This is a genomic window from Pseudomonas sp. R19M (genome assembly GCF_050312585.1).
Lineage (GTDB): Bacteria > Pseudomonadota > Gammaproteobacteria > Pseudomonadales > Pseudomonadaceae > Aquipseudomonas > Aquipseudomonas palleroniana.
Map to the genome: position 1 here is coordinate 23372 of NZ_JBNPJV010000020.1, position 13015 is coordinate 36386.

The 13015-nt window shown below is 61.7% G+C and carries 12 protein-coding genes; 9 read left to right on the forward strand and 3 right to left on the reverse strand.

Annotated elements, in window-relative coordinates; all coding sequences use genetic code 11:
* Positions 1 to 21: 21 nt before the first annotated feature.
* The gene (gene dapC, locus ACQRBT_RS02935) at positions 22 to 1221 is read left to right on the forward strand and encodes a succinyldiaminopimelate transaminase (protein ID WP_205344424.1); all 1200 of its coding nucleotides are present in this window, start codon (positions 22 to 24) and stop codon (positions 1219 to 1221) included.
* 12 nt (positions 1222 to 1233) lie between these two features.
* Here dapC and ACQRBT_RS02940 read toward each other — a convergent pair whose 3' ends face one another.
* The gene (locus tag ACQRBT_RS02940) at positions 1234 to 2877 is read right to left on the reverse strand and encodes a Na+/H+ antiporter (RefSeq protein ID WP_412046672.1); all 1644 of its coding nucleotides are present in this window, start codon (positions 2875 to 2877) and stop codon (positions 1234 to 1236) included.
* A gap of 267 nt (positions 2878 to 3144) precedes the next feature.
* On the opposite strand from ACQRBT_RS02940, the gene ACQRBT_RS02945 reads away from it, so the two are divergent.
* The 4 genes from ACQRBT_RS02945 (at position 3145) to ACQRBT_RS02960 (ending at position 6217) form a co-directional block, all read left to right on the forward strand.
* Entirely contained in the window at positions 3145 to 3453 is a 309-nt protein-coding gene (locus tag ACQRBT_RS02945; RefSeq protein WP_232965865.1) for an arsenate reductase, read from the forward strand.
* Positions 3454 to 3485: 32 nt separating this feature from the next.
* The gene (gene dapD, locus ACQRBT_RS02950; RefSeq protein WP_060754031.1) at positions 3486 to 4520 is read left to right on the forward strand and encodes a 2,3,4,5-tetrahydropyridine-2,6-dicarboxylate N-succinyltransferase; all 1035 of its coding nucleotides are present in this window, start codon (positions 3486 to 3488) and stop codon (positions 4518 to 4520) included.
* Positions 4521 to 4589: 69 nt separating this feature from the next.
* Positions 4590 to 5795 carry an aminotransferase class V-fold PLP-dependent enzyme gene (locus ACQRBT_RS02955; RefSeq protein ID WP_412046673.1) on the forward strand — a complete coding sequence of 402 codons (1206 nt, stop codon included), beginning with the start codon at positions 4590 to 4592 and terminating at the stop codon, positions 5793 to 5795.
* Positions 5792 to 6217: a SufE family protein gene (locus ACQRBT_RS02960; RefSeq protein WP_104995700.1), complete on the forward strand. Its 426-nt coding sequence runs from the start codon at positions 5792 to 5794 to the stop codon at positions 6215 to 6217. The genes ACQRBT_RS02955 and ACQRBT_RS02960 overlap by 4 nt, the downstream gene beginning before the upstream one ends.
* A gap of 85 nt (positions 6218 to 6302) precedes the next feature.
* On the opposite strand, the gene tcdA is transcribed toward ACQRBT_RS02960, so the two are convergent.
* A complete protein-coding gene (gene tcdA, locus ACQRBT_RS02965) occupies positions 6303 to 7118 on the reverse strand; it encodes a tRNA cyclic N6-threonylcarbamoyladenosine(37) synthase TcdA (protein WP_412046674.1) in 816 nt (271 codons plus the stop codon).
* A 211-nt stretch (positions 7119 to 7329) separates the two neighbouring features.
* On the opposite strand from tcdA, the gene ACQRBT_RS02970 reads away from it, so the two are divergent.
* The 4 genes from ACQRBT_RS02970 (at position 7330) to ACQRBT_RS02985 (ending at position 12574) form a co-directional block, all read left to right on the forward strand.
* Entirely contained in the window at positions 7330 to 9921 is a 2592-nt protein-coding gene (locus ACQRBT_RS02970) for a glycosyltransferase (RefSeq protein ID WP_090366403.1), read from the forward strand.
* A gap of 259 nt (positions 9922 to 10180) precedes the next feature.
* On the forward strand, positions 10181 to 11332 hold the full coding sequence (gene dapE / locus ACQRBT_RS02975; RefSeq protein ID WP_412046675.1) for a succinyl-diaminopimelate desuccinylase: 1152 nt from the start codon (positions 10181 to 10183) through the stop codon (positions 11330 to 11332).
* A complete protein-coding gene (locus tag ACQRBT_RS02980; protein WP_412046676.1) occupies positions 11332 to 12141 on the forward strand; it encodes a putative RNA methyltransferase in 810 nt (269 codons plus the stop codon). Before dapE ends, ACQRBT_RS02980 begins: the two co-directional genes overlap by 1 nt.
* 55 nt (positions 12142 to 12196) lie before the next feature.
* Complete coding sequence (locus ACQRBT_RS02985) at positions 12197 to 12574, forward strand: hypothetical protein (RefSeq protein WP_060754025.1); 378 nt, start codon at positions 12197 to 12199, stop codon at positions 12572 to 12574.
* A 132-nt stretch (positions 12575 to 12706) separates the two neighbouring features.
* Here ACQRBT_RS02985 and ACQRBT_RS02990 read toward each other — a convergent pair whose 3' ends face one another.
* The gene (locus tag ACQRBT_RS02990) at positions 12707 to 12916 is read right to left on the reverse strand and encodes a cold-shock protein (protein ID WP_017844724.1); all 210 of its coding nucleotides are present in this window, start codon (positions 12914 to 12916) and stop codon (positions 12707 to 12709) included.
* Between the last annotated feature and the right edge of the window lie 99 nt (positions 12917 to 13015).

Consider the following 13015-nt stretch of genomic DNA (forward strand, 5'->3'; position numbering starts at 1 on the left):
TTTACGGTGATTGAGGCTTACATGAACAACGCCCTGAACCAGTTGCAGCCCTACCCGTTCGAGAAACTGCGCGCCTTGCTGGGCAGCGTCACACCGAACCCGGACAAGCGCCCGATTGCGTTGTCCATCGGCGAGCCCAAGCACAAGTCCCCGGAATTCGTGGCCAAGGCCCTCTCTGACAACCTCGACCAGATGGCGGTCTACCCGACCACCCTGGGCATCCCGGCCCTGCGCGAGGCCATCGGCGCGTGGTGCGAGCGGCGCTTCAACGTGCCCAAGGGCTGGCTGGATCCGGCGCGCAATATCCTGCCGGTAAACGGTACCCGTGAAGCGCTGTTCGCCTTCACCCAAACCGTGGTCAACCGCGGTGACGACGCCCTGGTGGTCAGCCCGAACCCGTTCTACCAGATCTACGAAGGCGCTGCGTTCCTGGCCGGTGCCAAGCCGCACTACCTCCCGTGCCTGGACGCCAACGGTTTCAATCCGGACTTCGACGCCGTGACGCCGGACATCTGGAAGCGCTGCCAGATCCTGTTCCTGTGTTCACCCGGCAACCCGACTGGCGCGTTGATCCCCGTCGAAACCCTGAAAAAACTCATCGCCCTGGCCGACGAATACGACTTCGTCATCGCCGCCGACGAGTGCTACAGCGAACTGTACTTCGACGAACAAACCCCGCCGCCGGGCCTGCTGAGCGCCTGCGTCGAGCTGGGCCGCCAGGACTTCAAACGCTGCGTGGTGTTCCACAGCCTGTCCAAGCGCTCCAACCTGCCGGGCCTGCGTTCCGGTTTCGTGGCCGGCGACGCCGACATTCTCAAGGCCTTCCTGCTGTACCGTACCTACCACGGCTGCGCAATGCCGGTACAAACCCAGCTGGCGAGCATTGCCGCCTGGCAGGATGAAGCCCATGTGCAGGCCAACCGCGACCTGTATCGTGAGAAATTCGATGCCGTGCTGGCGATTCTCAAGCCGGTGCTGGACGTGCAAAGTCCGGATGGCGGTTTCTACCTGTGGCCGAACGTGAACGGCGACGATGCCGCATTCTGCCGTGACTTGTTCATGGAAGAACATGTGACCGTAGTACCGGGTTCCTACCTGTCACGCGAAGTGCAAGGCTTCAACCCCGGCGCCGGCCGTGTGCGCATGGCGCTGGTTGCGCCGTTGGCGGAGTGTGTGGAAGCCGCCGAGCGGATTCGCGCGTTCATCCAGCGTCGACGCTAAGCGCTTTCTGGGTCATTTCACATGGCCCAGGTTCGCCTCACTCATATCCAGATCCGCCAACACCTCCCTCAACACGTCATCACCTATCTGGTGATGACGGCTCAAGCTGTACAACTCCAACCGCTGCGCCCGCAAGGCCTTGAGCCGCAACTTGCGCTCCAGCAAGTCCATCTGCTGCGCCAACGCCTGGGCTTCGGCTGAGTCGTTGAAGACCTCCAACTGGTGGCGATATTCCGACATCAGCCGCGCCTTGAGTTCCGTAGCCAGTGCCGCCTGGGCAGCGTCGGGAACCGCGGCTTCTGTCGGCTCCTCGGCTTCCAGGGCATGAATCGCCGCCACGGCGGTCTTCTTCCAAGCCTCACGCACTTCGCGATGGCGCTTTTCATCGGGACTCTGCTCGATGCCGCGCAACAGCAACGGCAAGGCAATGCAGGCAGCGACCAATGAGAGCAGGATCACGCCGGCGGCGATAAAGATCAGCAGGTCACGCTCAGGGAAGTCTTGCCCCGGCGCCAGCAGTAAAGGCACCGACATCACACCGGCCAAAGTCACCGCACCGCGTACCCCACCGACGGTCAGCAACCAGCAGGAGCGGGCTGTAGGTACCAGGGTCAGTTCGCTTTTTCCACGCAACCTGCGCAACAAGCCCGACAACCGCCAGATGCTCTGCACCCAGATGAATCGCAGGATCACCAGCACCAGAAAGATCGCGACCACATCCAGGCAGCGATACAGCAACGTCGGCCATAGCGTCGGTTCATGGCTCACCACCGCCTTGATGATGTCCGGCAATTGCAGACCCAGCAGCAGGAAGATCAAACCGTTGAAGGCAAATTCCAGCAGCGACCAGACACTGCGATTGAGCAAGCGGGTGCTGGTCTGGCGCGGCAACAGGTCGAGCCAGCTTTGCATCATGCCCGCCGCCACCGCCGACAAAATGCCCGACGCGCCTAGCCGCTCGGCCAGCACATAAGCTGCAAATGGCAGCAGCAACATGAACACCACGTGGGTGGCCGGGTCATCCCAGCCTCGCGCGATCATCCAGGCGCGCAGGCGCCCCACCAGCCAGCTCAACGCCACACCAATCGCCAGGCCACCCAAGGCCACCAGAACGAACGTCAGGCTGGCATCCGCCAGGGAAAACACCCCCGTCAATGCCGCCGCCAGGGCGAATTTGAACGTCACCAGACCCGAAGCATCATTCATCAAGGCTTCGCCCTGCAGCATGTGCATCAGCGGCTTGGGTAAACGGTTCTGGGCAATGGCCGACACCGCCACGGCATCCGTCGGGGACAATACGGCCGCCAGGGCAAAAGCCACCGGCAGCGGGATCGAAGGCAATAGCCAATGAATAAAGTATCCGGCACCCACCACGGTGAATAGCACCAGCCCCACCGCCAACGTGAGGATCGGGCCACGCAGCCGCCACAACTCACGCTTGGGCATGCGCCAGCCATCGGAGAACAACAACGGTGGCAGGAACAGAAACAGGAACAGCTCCGGGTCCAGTGCCACGTGCAACCCCAGCGTAGGCCAGGCCAGCAGGGCTCCGGCGGCAATCTGCACCAAGGGTAACGGCAGGGGAATGACACGCCCGACAAGACGCGAAACGCTGACCAGCATCAGCAGGATAAGAACGGTGTAGGCGGTTTGCATAACGCGGGGTTCCCGGACAATCGACTTGCAACGACACACATCAGGCAACAACTGGCCGTTGAAGTGCCATATTACCCCGCTATGGTACGCACCTATGCCGTCACCGGCATTTGCCCATAAGTCGCACGTCAGCACGACGAGGGGCACCAGAGGCCGCTGGTCGTGGCATAATCCGTGACCTTCCGTTTTCACACGCTCAAAGGGGGCAATTCCTTGACCGTTTCAAGCAAAACGTTGCACCTTTTCGGCATCAAAGCCTGCGACACCATGAAAAAAGCGCGCACCTGGCTCGACGAGCACGGGGTGAGCTATGAGTTCCACGACTACAAAACGGCCGGTATCGACCGCGAACACTTGACCCAATGGTGCAACGAGCACGGTTGGCAGGTGGTTTTGAACCGTGCGGGTACCACCTTTCGCAAACTCGAAGACGAATGCAAAGCCGATCTCGATCAGTCGAAAGCCATTGAATTGATGCTCGCGCAACCCTCGATGATCAAGCGCCCGGTGCTGGATCTCGGAGACAGAACCCTGATTGGCTTCAAGCCAGATAGTTATTCGGCGGCCCTGAAGTAGGCCAGCCCTTCCATTTTTGTAGAGGTAACAGCATGTCCAATTCCCTGTTCAGCCTGGGCTTCGGCGTCGGCACTCAAAACCGTCAAGGCGCCTGGCTGGAAGTGTTTTACGCACAGCCACTGCTCAACCCATCGGCCGAAATCGTCGCCGCCATCAAACCGATCCTGGGTTACACCGGCGGCAACCAGGCGATCAGCTTCACCATCAGCCAAGCGCTGCAACTGGCCGATGCGCTGAAGAATGTCGATGCGACCCAAGCTGCGCTGCTCAACCGCTTGGCGGAAAGCCACACTCCGCTGGTTGCCACCCTGCTGGCCGAAGACGCTGCGCTGACCTCCACGCCTGAGGCATACCTAAAGCTGCACCTGCTGTCCCACCGTCTGGTCAAGCCGCATGGCCTGAGCCTGGCCGGCGTGTTCCCACAGCTGCCGAACGTGGCCTGGACCAGCCAGGGCGCCATCGACATCAACGAGCTGGCCGAACGCCAACTGGAAGCGCGCCTGCGTGGCGAGTTGCTGGAAGTGTTCTCGGTGGACAAGTTCCCGAAAATGACCGACTACGTGGTGCCGAGCGGCGTACGTATCGCTGACGCGGCACGCCTGCGCCTGGGCGCCTACGTGGGCGAAGGCACCACCGTGATGCACGAAGGTTTCGTCAACTTCAACGCCGGCACCGAAGGCCCGGGCATGATCGAAGGTCGCGTCTCGGCAGGCGTGTTCGTCGGCAAAGGTTCGGACCTGGGCGGCGGTTGCTCGACCATGGGCACCCTGTCGGGTGGCGGCAACATCGTGATCAAGGTTGGCGAAGGCTGCCTGATCGGTGCCAACGCCGGTATCGGCATCCCGTTGGGCGACCGCAACACCGTGGAGTCGGGCCTCTACGTGACCGCCGGGACCAAGGTTGCCCTGCTGGACGAGCACAACCAACTGGTCAAGGTGGTCAAGGCTCGCGAGCTGGCCGGCCAGCCGGACCTGTTGTTCCGCCGCAACTCCGAGACCGGTGCCGTGGAGTGCAAAACCCACAAATCGGCCATCGAACTGAACGAAGCGCTGCACGCTCACAACTAAGCAGCCACTCGATGCCACTAGCGGGCCGCGCCTTCGGGTTGCGGCTCGCTTATACGAGTCTTGAACACCATGCTTGTGCCCTCTCCCTGGCGCGCCGATTTCCCGGCCATCGCCACCCTGCAACGGCAAGACCAGACCTATCTGGACAACGCCGCCACCACACAAAAACCCCAGGCCTTGCTGGATGCCATCAGCCATTACTACGCCAACGGCGCAGCCAATGTGCATCGAGCCCAGCATTTGCCCGGCGCCCATGCGACGCAGGCTTTCGAAGACAGCCGCAGCAAAGTCGCACAGTGGTTGAACGCAGGTGACAGCGGGCAAATCGTGTTTACCCATGGCGCGACTGCTGCGCTGAACCTCCTGGCCTACGGCCTGGAGCACTTATTCAATGCGGGCGATGAGATAGTCATCAGCGCCCTGGAACATCACGCCAACCTGCTGCCTTGGCAGCAACTGGCCAAGCGCCGCGCACTCACCCTGGTGGTCCTGCCGCTGGACGATGATGGCGTGATCGACCTGCAAGCCGCCGCCGAACTGATCGGCCCACGCACGCGGCTGCTGGCGGTAAGCCAGCTGTCCAACGTGCTCGGCGCCTGGCAGCCACTGCAAGCCCTGCTGGCACTGGCCAACCCACACGGCGCACTGACCGTGGTGGATGGCGCCCAAGGCATCGTCCATGGCCGTCATGACGTGCAGGCACTGGGCTGCGACTTCTACGTTTTTTCCAGTCACAAGCTGTACGGCCCGGACGGTGTCGGGGTGTTGTTCGGGCGCAATGAAGCCCTGCATCACCTGCGCCACTGGCAGTTTGGCGGCGAGATGGTGCAACAGGCGGACTACCACAGCGCGAGCTTTCGCAGCGCACCGCTGGGGTTTGAAGCCGGCACGCCATCGATTGCCGGTGTGATCGGCCTGGGCGCCAGCCTGGATTACCTGAGTTCGCTGGATCAGCCGGCAGTGCTCGCCCATGAGGCCGCGCTGCATGACTATCTGTTGCGCGGGCTGAAAGCGCGAAACGGCGTGTGCGTGCTCGGAGCACCGCAGGTCGCGCTGGTCAGCTTTGTCGTGGACGGCGTGCACAACGCCGACCTGGCGCACCTGCTGACCGAGCAGGGTATTGCCGTGCGCGCCGGGCACCATTGCGCGATGCCGCTGCTCAAGGCGATGCACTTGTCCGGGGCGATCCGTGTATCCCTGGCGCTGTACAACGACTCGGATGACCTGGAGCGCTTTTTTGAAGCGTTGGACCAGGCGCTGGATATGTTGCGATGAGCATGCCGGTGGCAGCGCTGGCTGCGCTGGAAGCCTTTCAGTCGGTCGGCAGCTGGGAACAGCGCGCGCGGATGCTGATGCAATGGGGCGAACGGCTGCCCGCATTGGCAGATGAGGACAAGGTCGAGGCCAACCTGGTGCAGGGCTGTGAGAGCCTGGTGTGGTTGGTGGGACGCTTGGAGCATGGGCATTGGCAATTTGCCGCGAGCAGCGATGCGCGCATGATCCGTGGCTTGGTAGCCTTGCTGCTGGTGCGGGTCAATGGCTTGTCGGCGGCAGAGTTGCAAACGTTAGACCTACCCGACTGGTTCAACCAGTTGGGGCTTTCCCGTCAACTTTCACCGTCGCGCAGCAACGGCTTGAATGCGGTGTTGCAACGTATGCGCGAACTTTGTGGGAGGGGGCTTGCTGCTGATTGCTGAGTGTCAGTCACTCGATATATTGGCTGATCCACCGCTATCGGGAGCAAGCCCCCTCCCACACTCAACACTTTTTTAGCAGTGAACGCTAAGTGGGTTTGGTCCGCTCGGAAGGCCGGCGTGCCCCGGCCACAATCTTGTCCACTGCCTTGGTCGCCGCCACCATCCCGAACGTGGCCGTGACCATCATCACCGCGCCGAACCCACCGGCGCAGTCCAGCTTGACCCCATCCCCGACGAAGCTCTTCTGCAAACAGATGCTGCCATCCGGCTTGGGATAGCGCAGTTGCTCGGTGGAAAACACGCACGGCACGCTGTAATGGCGGGTCACGGTACGCGAGAACCCGTAGTCGCGGCGCAAGGTGGAGCGAACCTTGGAGGCCAGCGGATCGTTGAACGTGCGGTTCAAATCGCATACCTGGATCAACGTCGGGTCGATCTGCCCGCCGGCGCCACCGGTGGTGATGATCTGGATCTTGCGGCGCTTGCACCAGGCAATGAGCGCAGCCTTGGCGTTGACGGCGTCGATGCAGTCGATCACGCAATCGATCTGCGGGGTGATGTACTCGGCCATGGTGTCGCGGGTCACGAAGTCGGCCACCGCATGGACCGTGCAGTGCGGGTTGATACCGCGCAGGCGCTCAGCCATTACCTCGACCTTGGGCTTGCCCACGGTGCTGTCCAAGGCATGCAACTGGCGGTTGCTGTTACTCACGCAGACATCGTCCAGGTCAAACAGCGATATTTCGCCCACCCCGCAACGGGCCATGGCTTCCGCCGCCCAGGAGCCAACGCCGCCCACGCCGACAATGGCCACATGGGCCGCCTTCAAGCGTTCCAGGCCCTCAATGCCATACAAGCGGGCGACGCCTGCAAACCGCGGATCTTCTGTACTCATGACCATTACCCCAAAAACCGGCGCGCATTATGGACTACGCAGCGACAAGTTCGAAGCGACAAGCTACAAGTAAAGAACTTAGGAGGGCTTTCGCTGACTAACGTCCGGCTTTTCTCTGTCCGCTGTACGCTCAGGGAAGTGCCAGTGTAGGATGCGCGCCGTTCGGCGTTGGCCGACACCTCTTTTCGTTCCACAGCCTTTGGAACCCGAAACCGCCATGTCATCGCGTAAATTTGGACTCAACCTGGTGGTAGTGCTGGCAATTGCCGCGCTGTTCACCGGCTTCTGGGCGCTGATCAATCGCCCGGTCACTACCCCCAACTGGCCTGAACAGATCTCCGGGTTCTCTTACTCGCCGTTCCAGCAAGGCCAGTTCCCACAGAAAGACCAGTACCCGACCGACGATCAGATGCGCCAGGATCTGGCGATCATGAGCAAGCTGACGGACAACATCCGTACTTACTCGGTCGACGGCACCTTGGGCGACATCCCCAAACTGGCCGAAGAATTCGGCCTGCGCGTGACGTTGGGGATCTGGATCAGCCCGGACCTTGAGCGTAACGAACGCGAAATCCAGCGCGCCATCGAGATTGCCAACAGCTCGCGCAGTGTCGTGCGCGTAGTGGTCGGTAACGAGGCGTTGTTCCGCGAGGAAATCACCCCGCAAGCACTGATCGTGCTGCTGGACCGGGTGCGCGCCGCCGTGAAAGTGCCGGTGACCACCTCCGAGCAATGGCACATCTGGGAGAAGAACCCGCAACTGGCCAAGCACGTCGACCTGATCGCCGCGCACATCTTGCCGTTCTGGGAATTTATTCCGATGGACAAGGCTGGCCAGTACGTACTCGACCGTGCCCGGGACCTGAAGAAACTGTTCCCGAAAAAGCCGCTGCTGCTGTCGGAGGTTGGCTGGCCGAGTAACGGACGCATGCGCGGTGGCAACGAAACGTCCCCGGCGGACCAGGCCATCTACCTGCGCACCCTGGTGAACAAGCTGAACCGCCAAGGCTACAACTACTTCGTGATCGAGGCCTTCGATCAGCCGTGGAAAGTCAGCGACGAAGGTTCGGCGGGCGCCTATTGGGGCGTTTATAACGCGGCACGCCAGCAGAAATTCAATTTCGAAGGCCCGGTCGTGGCGATCCCGCAATGGCGCGTTCTGGCCATCGGCTCGGTGGTGCTTGCGCTGTTGTCCCTCACCCTGCTGATGATCGACGGCTCGGCCCTGCGCCAGCGTGGCCGTACCTTCCTGACCTTTATCGCGTTCCTGTGCGGTTCGGTGCTGGTATGGATCGGCTACGACTACAGCCAGCAATACAGCACCTGGTTCAGCGTGACCGTCGGTATCTTGCTGGCACTCGGTGCCCTCGGCGTGTTTATCGTGTTGCTGACCGAGGCCCACGAACTGGCCGAAGCGGTATGGACCCACAAGCGTCGGCGTGAATTCCTGCCGGTGGAAGGGGATTCGCACTACCGCCCGAAAGTATCGATCCACGTGCCGTGCTACAACGAGCCGCCGGAGATGGTCAAACAGACCCTCGACGCCCTGGCCGCCCTCGATTACCCGGACTACGAAGTCCTGATCATCGACAACAACACCAAGGACCCGGCGGTGTGGGAGCCGGTGCGCGACTACTGCGAAACCCTGGGCCCGCGCTTCAAGTTCTTCCATGTCTCGCCCCTGGCCGGTTTCAAGGGCGGCGCATTGAATTACCTGATCCCGCATACCGCCAAGGATGCCGAAGTGATCGCGGTGATCGACTCGGACTACTGCGTGTCGCCCAACTGGCTCAAGCACATGGTGCCGCACTTCGCCGACCCGAAAATCGCCGTGGTGCAGTCGCCGCAGGATTACCGCGACCAGAACGAAAGCACCTTCAAGAAGCTCTGCTATGCCGAATACAAGGGTTTCTTCCATATCGGCATGGTTACCCGCAACGACCGCGACGCGATCATCCAGCACGGCACCATGACCATGACCCGTCGTTCGGTGCTCGAAGAGCTGGGCTGGGCCGACTGGTGCATCTGTGAAGACGCCGAACTGGGCCTGCGGGTGTTCGAAAAAGGTCTGTCGGCCGCGTACTACCACGACAGCTACGGCAAAGGCTTGATGCCGGATACCTTTATCGACTTCAAGAAACAGCGTTTCCGCTGGGCCTATGGCGCGATCCAGATCATCAAGCGTCACACCGCCAGCCTGTTGCGCGGCAAGGATACCGAGCTGACCCGTGGCCAGCGCTACCACTTCCTCGCGGGCTGGTTGCCGTGGGTGGCGGATGGCATGAACATCTTCTTCACCGTCGGCGCGCTGTTGTGGTCGGCCGCGATGATCATCGTGCCGACGCGGGTCGACCCGCCGTTGCTGATTTTCGCGATCCCGCCGTTGGCGTTGTTCGTGTTCAAGGTCGGCAAGATCATCTTCCTCTACCGCCGTGCGGTAGGCGTGAACCTCAAGGACGCGTTCTGCGCAGCCCTGGCCGGCCTGGCGTTGTCCCATACCATCGCCAAGGCGGTGTTGTATGGTTTCTTCACCAGCAGTATTCCGTTCTTTCGTACACCGAAAAACGCGGATAACCACGGCTTCTGGGTCGCGATCTCGGAAGCCCGTGAAGAGATGTTCATCATGCTGCTGTTGTGGGGCGCGGCGCTGGGGATCTACCTGGTGCAAGGCCTGCCGAGCAATGACATGCGCTTCTGGGTGGTGATGCTGCTGGTGCAATCGCTGCCGTATGTGGCGGCCTTGATCATGGCGTTCCTGTCTTCGTTGCCAAAACCTGCGCCGAAACCGGAACCCGTGCCGGCCGCGTAAAAACTTGCGCAATGCACTAAACGGCGGCCTCTGGCCGCCGTTTTGCTATAAGATAACGGCCGTTTTATGCGCCAGCCTTGCGCCAATGCTTTATGTGGGAGGGGGCTTGCTCCCGATAGCGGTGTACCGGTCAACATAGACAGTGACTGACACCCCTCAATCGGGAGCAAGTCGAATCGTCGCACCGCCCCCCCCCACACTGAATCGGTGCCGTATTTCACATTCGTTCTGCGCCACGACACGCTTCCGGAGTTTTCCCATGACGGCCCATGCCGACCTTTCGCCGACCCTTCAACTCGCAATCGACCTGATCCGTCGCCCCTCGGTCACACCGATCGATGCCGACTGCCAGAAGCTGATGATGCAGCGCCTGGGTGACGCCGGTTTCAAGCTTGAGCCGATGCGCATTGAAGACGTGGACAACTTCTGGGCCACCCATGGCAAGCACGACGGCCCGGTGCTGTGTTTCGCCGGCCACACCGATGTGGTGCCAACCGGCCCGGTGCAGGCCTGGCAGAATGACCCGTTCGATGCCCTGATCGACGAAGACGGCATGCTCTGCGGCCGTGGCGCGGCAGACATGAAAGGCAGCTTGGCGGCCATGCTCGTGGCCTCAGAGCGCTTCGTCACCGACTACCCGGACCACAAGGGCTCGGTGGCCTTCCTGATCACCAGCGATGAAGAAGGCCCGGCGCACCACGGCACCAAAGCCGTGATCGAACGTCTGGCGGCCCGCAAGGAACGCCTGGACTGGTGCATCGTCGGCGAACCGTCGAGCACCACGCTGGTGGGCGATGTGGTCAAGAACGGCCGTCGTGGTTCCCTCGGCGCCACCCTGACCGTGCGCGGCGTACAAGGTCACGTGGCTTACCCGCACCTGGCGAAGAACCCGATTCACCTGGCGGCTGCGGCCCTGGCCGAATTGGCTGCCGAGCACTGGGATGACGGCAATGCGTTTTTCCCGCCGACCAGCTTCCAGATTTCCAACCTCAATTCCGGCACCGGTGCCACCAACGTGATCCCAGGTGAGTTGAAGGCGGTGTTCAACTTCCGTTTCTCCACCGAGTCCACCGTTGAAGGCTTGCAACAACGCGTTGCGACCATCCTCGACAAGCACGCGCTAGACTGGCATGTGGACTGGGCCTTGTCGGGCCTGCCGTTCCTGACCGAACCGGGTGCCTTGCTGGATGCGGTCTCCGCCAGCATCAAGGCGATTACCGGGCGCGACACCCAGGCGTCCACCAGCGGTGGTACATCGGACGGGCGCTTCATTGCAACGCTCGGTACTCAAGTCGTCGAACTCGGCCCAGTCAACGCGACCATTCACCAGGTCAACGAGCGCATCCTGGCCAGTGACCTCGACGTGCTGACCGAAATCTATTACCAAACCCTGATCAAGTTGCTCGCCTGATGCTCGCCTGCCCCATTTGCAGCGCACCGCTCAACGCGGTGGACAACGGCGTGGCCTGCCCGGCCGGGCACCGCTTCGACCGTGCGCGCCAGGGTTACCTGAACCTGCTGCCGGTACAGCACAAGAACAGCCGCGACCCGGGCGACAACCTGGCCATGGTCGAGGCGCGCCGCGACTTCCTCAACGCCGGGCACTATGCGCCGGTCGCCAGGCGCCTGGCCGAGTTGGCCGCCGAACGGGCGCCGCAACGCTGGGTCGACATCGGTTGCGGCGAGGGTTACTACACCGCGCAGATCGCCGAGGCCCTGCCCTACGCCGACGGCTACGCGCTGGATATTTCCAAGGAAGCGGTCAAGCGTGCCTGCAAGCGCAACCCGGCGCTGACGTGGTTGATCGCCAGCATGGCTCGCGTGCCGTTGGCGGACGCCAGTTGCCAGTTCCTCGCCAGCGTGTTCAGCCCGTTGGACTGGCAGGAAGCCAAACGCCTGCTCAGCCCTGGCGGCGGCCTGATGAAGGTCGGCCCTACCAGCGGCCACTTGATGGAGTTGCGCGAGCGCCTGTATGACGAAGTGCGCGAGTACACCGACGACAAGCATCTGGTCCTGGTGCCGGGCGGCATGCACCTGGCGCACAGCGAAACCCTGACGTTCACCCTGAGCCTGGCCAGGCCCGAAGACCGTGCCAACCTGCTGGCCATGACGCCACACGGCTGGCGCGCCAGCGCCGAGCGCCGTGCACAGGTGATCGAGGCGGCCGAGCCGCTGCGGGTGACGGTGTCAATGCGCTACGATTATTTCGTGCTTCAATAACCGACTTTTTAGTATCCGCGAATGGATTTTTTAAATCCCGCAACGAGGAACATCCATGCGCCAACCTGATATCGAGATTTACCTGAAGGACGCCGACGTCGACCACAAGGCCATTGCCGCCTGGCTGGGCGCCGCCCTGGGCCCATGCACCGACTGGGTCCAGAAAGGTCAGACCTACAAGTGCAAAGCCGGCACCGTACCCGTGACCTGGCTGCCCAAAGCCGTGGGCAAATGGAACAGCCTGTACCTGGAAAGCGACCAGACACCCTGGGACGACGACATCGCCTGCGCCCGCGCAGCCTTTGCCGCGCTGAACGTGGAAGTGCGTTGTGCACCAGGCACCTGGGTTGAGGAAGAAGGTGAGGAAAGCGCCGACACCTGGATTCGCATCAGCGCCGACGGTGAAGAGCAGATCACCTGGAAAACGGCCTGATCCGCCAGTGTGAACCGAATCAAAAAGTGGGAGGGGGCTTGCTCCCGATTGCAGTGGGTCAGTTGCACATTAAGCTGACAGGCCCATCGCTATCGGGAGCAAGCCCCCTCCCACAGTTGTTCAGCGGTGGGCTTAGAGGCCGACCACATCCTCTGCCTGCAAGCCTTTCTCGCCGCTCACGACGGCGTATTCCACCTGCTGGCCTTCAGCCAGGGAGCGGTGCCCTTCACCCCGAATGGCGCGGTAGTGCACAAACACATCCTTGCCATCTTCGCGTTGGATAAAACCATAGCCCTTGGCATCGTTGAACCACTTCACATTGCCGGTTTCGCGCGTTGTCATCTGTTTTTCTCCCACATGCTTTTTATTGTTGAGTGAGCCGCATTGAACTGCCGAGTATATGGCAGGCTCAAAAAGCTTCAACTCAAGTTTATTTAGCCG

What these genes read in the sequence shown, in the direction of transcription:
- dapC (WP_205344424.1), top strand. Translation starts at nt 22, where the DNA reads ATGAACAACGCCCTGAACCAGTTGCAGCCCTACCCGTTCGAGAAACTG.
- ACQRBT_RS02940 (WP_412046672.1), bottom strand. Translation starts at nt 2,877, where the DNA reads ATGCAAACCGCCTACACCGTTCTTATCCTGCTGATGCTGGTCAGCGTT.
- ACQRBT_RS02945 (WP_232965865.1), top strand. Translation starts at nt 3,145, where the DNA reads ATGAAAAAAGCGCGCACCTGGCTCGACGAGCACGGGGTGAGCTATGAG.
- dapD (WP_060754031.1), top strand. Translation starts at nt 3,486, where the DNA reads ATGTCCAATTCCCTGTTCAGCCTGGGCTTCGGCGTCGGCACTCAAAAC.
- ACQRBT_RS02955 (WP_412046673.1), top strand. Translation starts at nt 4,590, where the DNA reads ATGCTTGTGCCCTCTCCCTGGCGCGCCGATTTCCCGGCCATCGCCACC.
- ACQRBT_RS02960 (WP_104995700.1), top strand. Translation starts at nt 5,792, where the DNA reads ATGAGCATGCCGGTGGCAGCGCTGGCTGCGCTGGAAGCCTTTCAGTCG.
- tcdA (WP_412046674.1), bottom strand. Translation starts at nt 7,118, where the DNA reads ATGGTCATGAGTACAGAAGATCCGCGGTTTGCAGGCGTCGCCCGCTTG.
- ACQRBT_RS02970 (WP_090366403.1), top strand. Translation starts at nt 7,330, where the DNA reads ATGTCATCGCGTAAATTTGGACTCAACCTGGTGGTAGTGCTGGCAATT.
- dapE (WP_412046675.1), top strand. Translation starts at nt 10,181, where the DNA reads ATGACGGCCCATGCCGACCTTTCGCCGACCCTTCAACTCGCAATCGAC.
- ACQRBT_RS02980 (WP_412046676.1), top strand. Translation starts at nt 11,332, where the DNA reads ATGCTCGCCTGCCCCATTTGCAGCGCACCGCTCAACGCGGTGGACAAC.
- ACQRBT_RS02985 (WP_060754025.1), top strand. Translation starts at nt 12,197, where the DNA reads ATGCGCCAACCTGATATCGAGATTTACCTGAAGGACGCCGACGTCGAC.
- ACQRBT_RS02990 (WP_017844724.1), bottom strand. Translation starts at nt 12,916, where the DNA reads ATGACAACGCGCGAAACCGGCAATGTGAAGTGGTTCAACGATGCCAAG.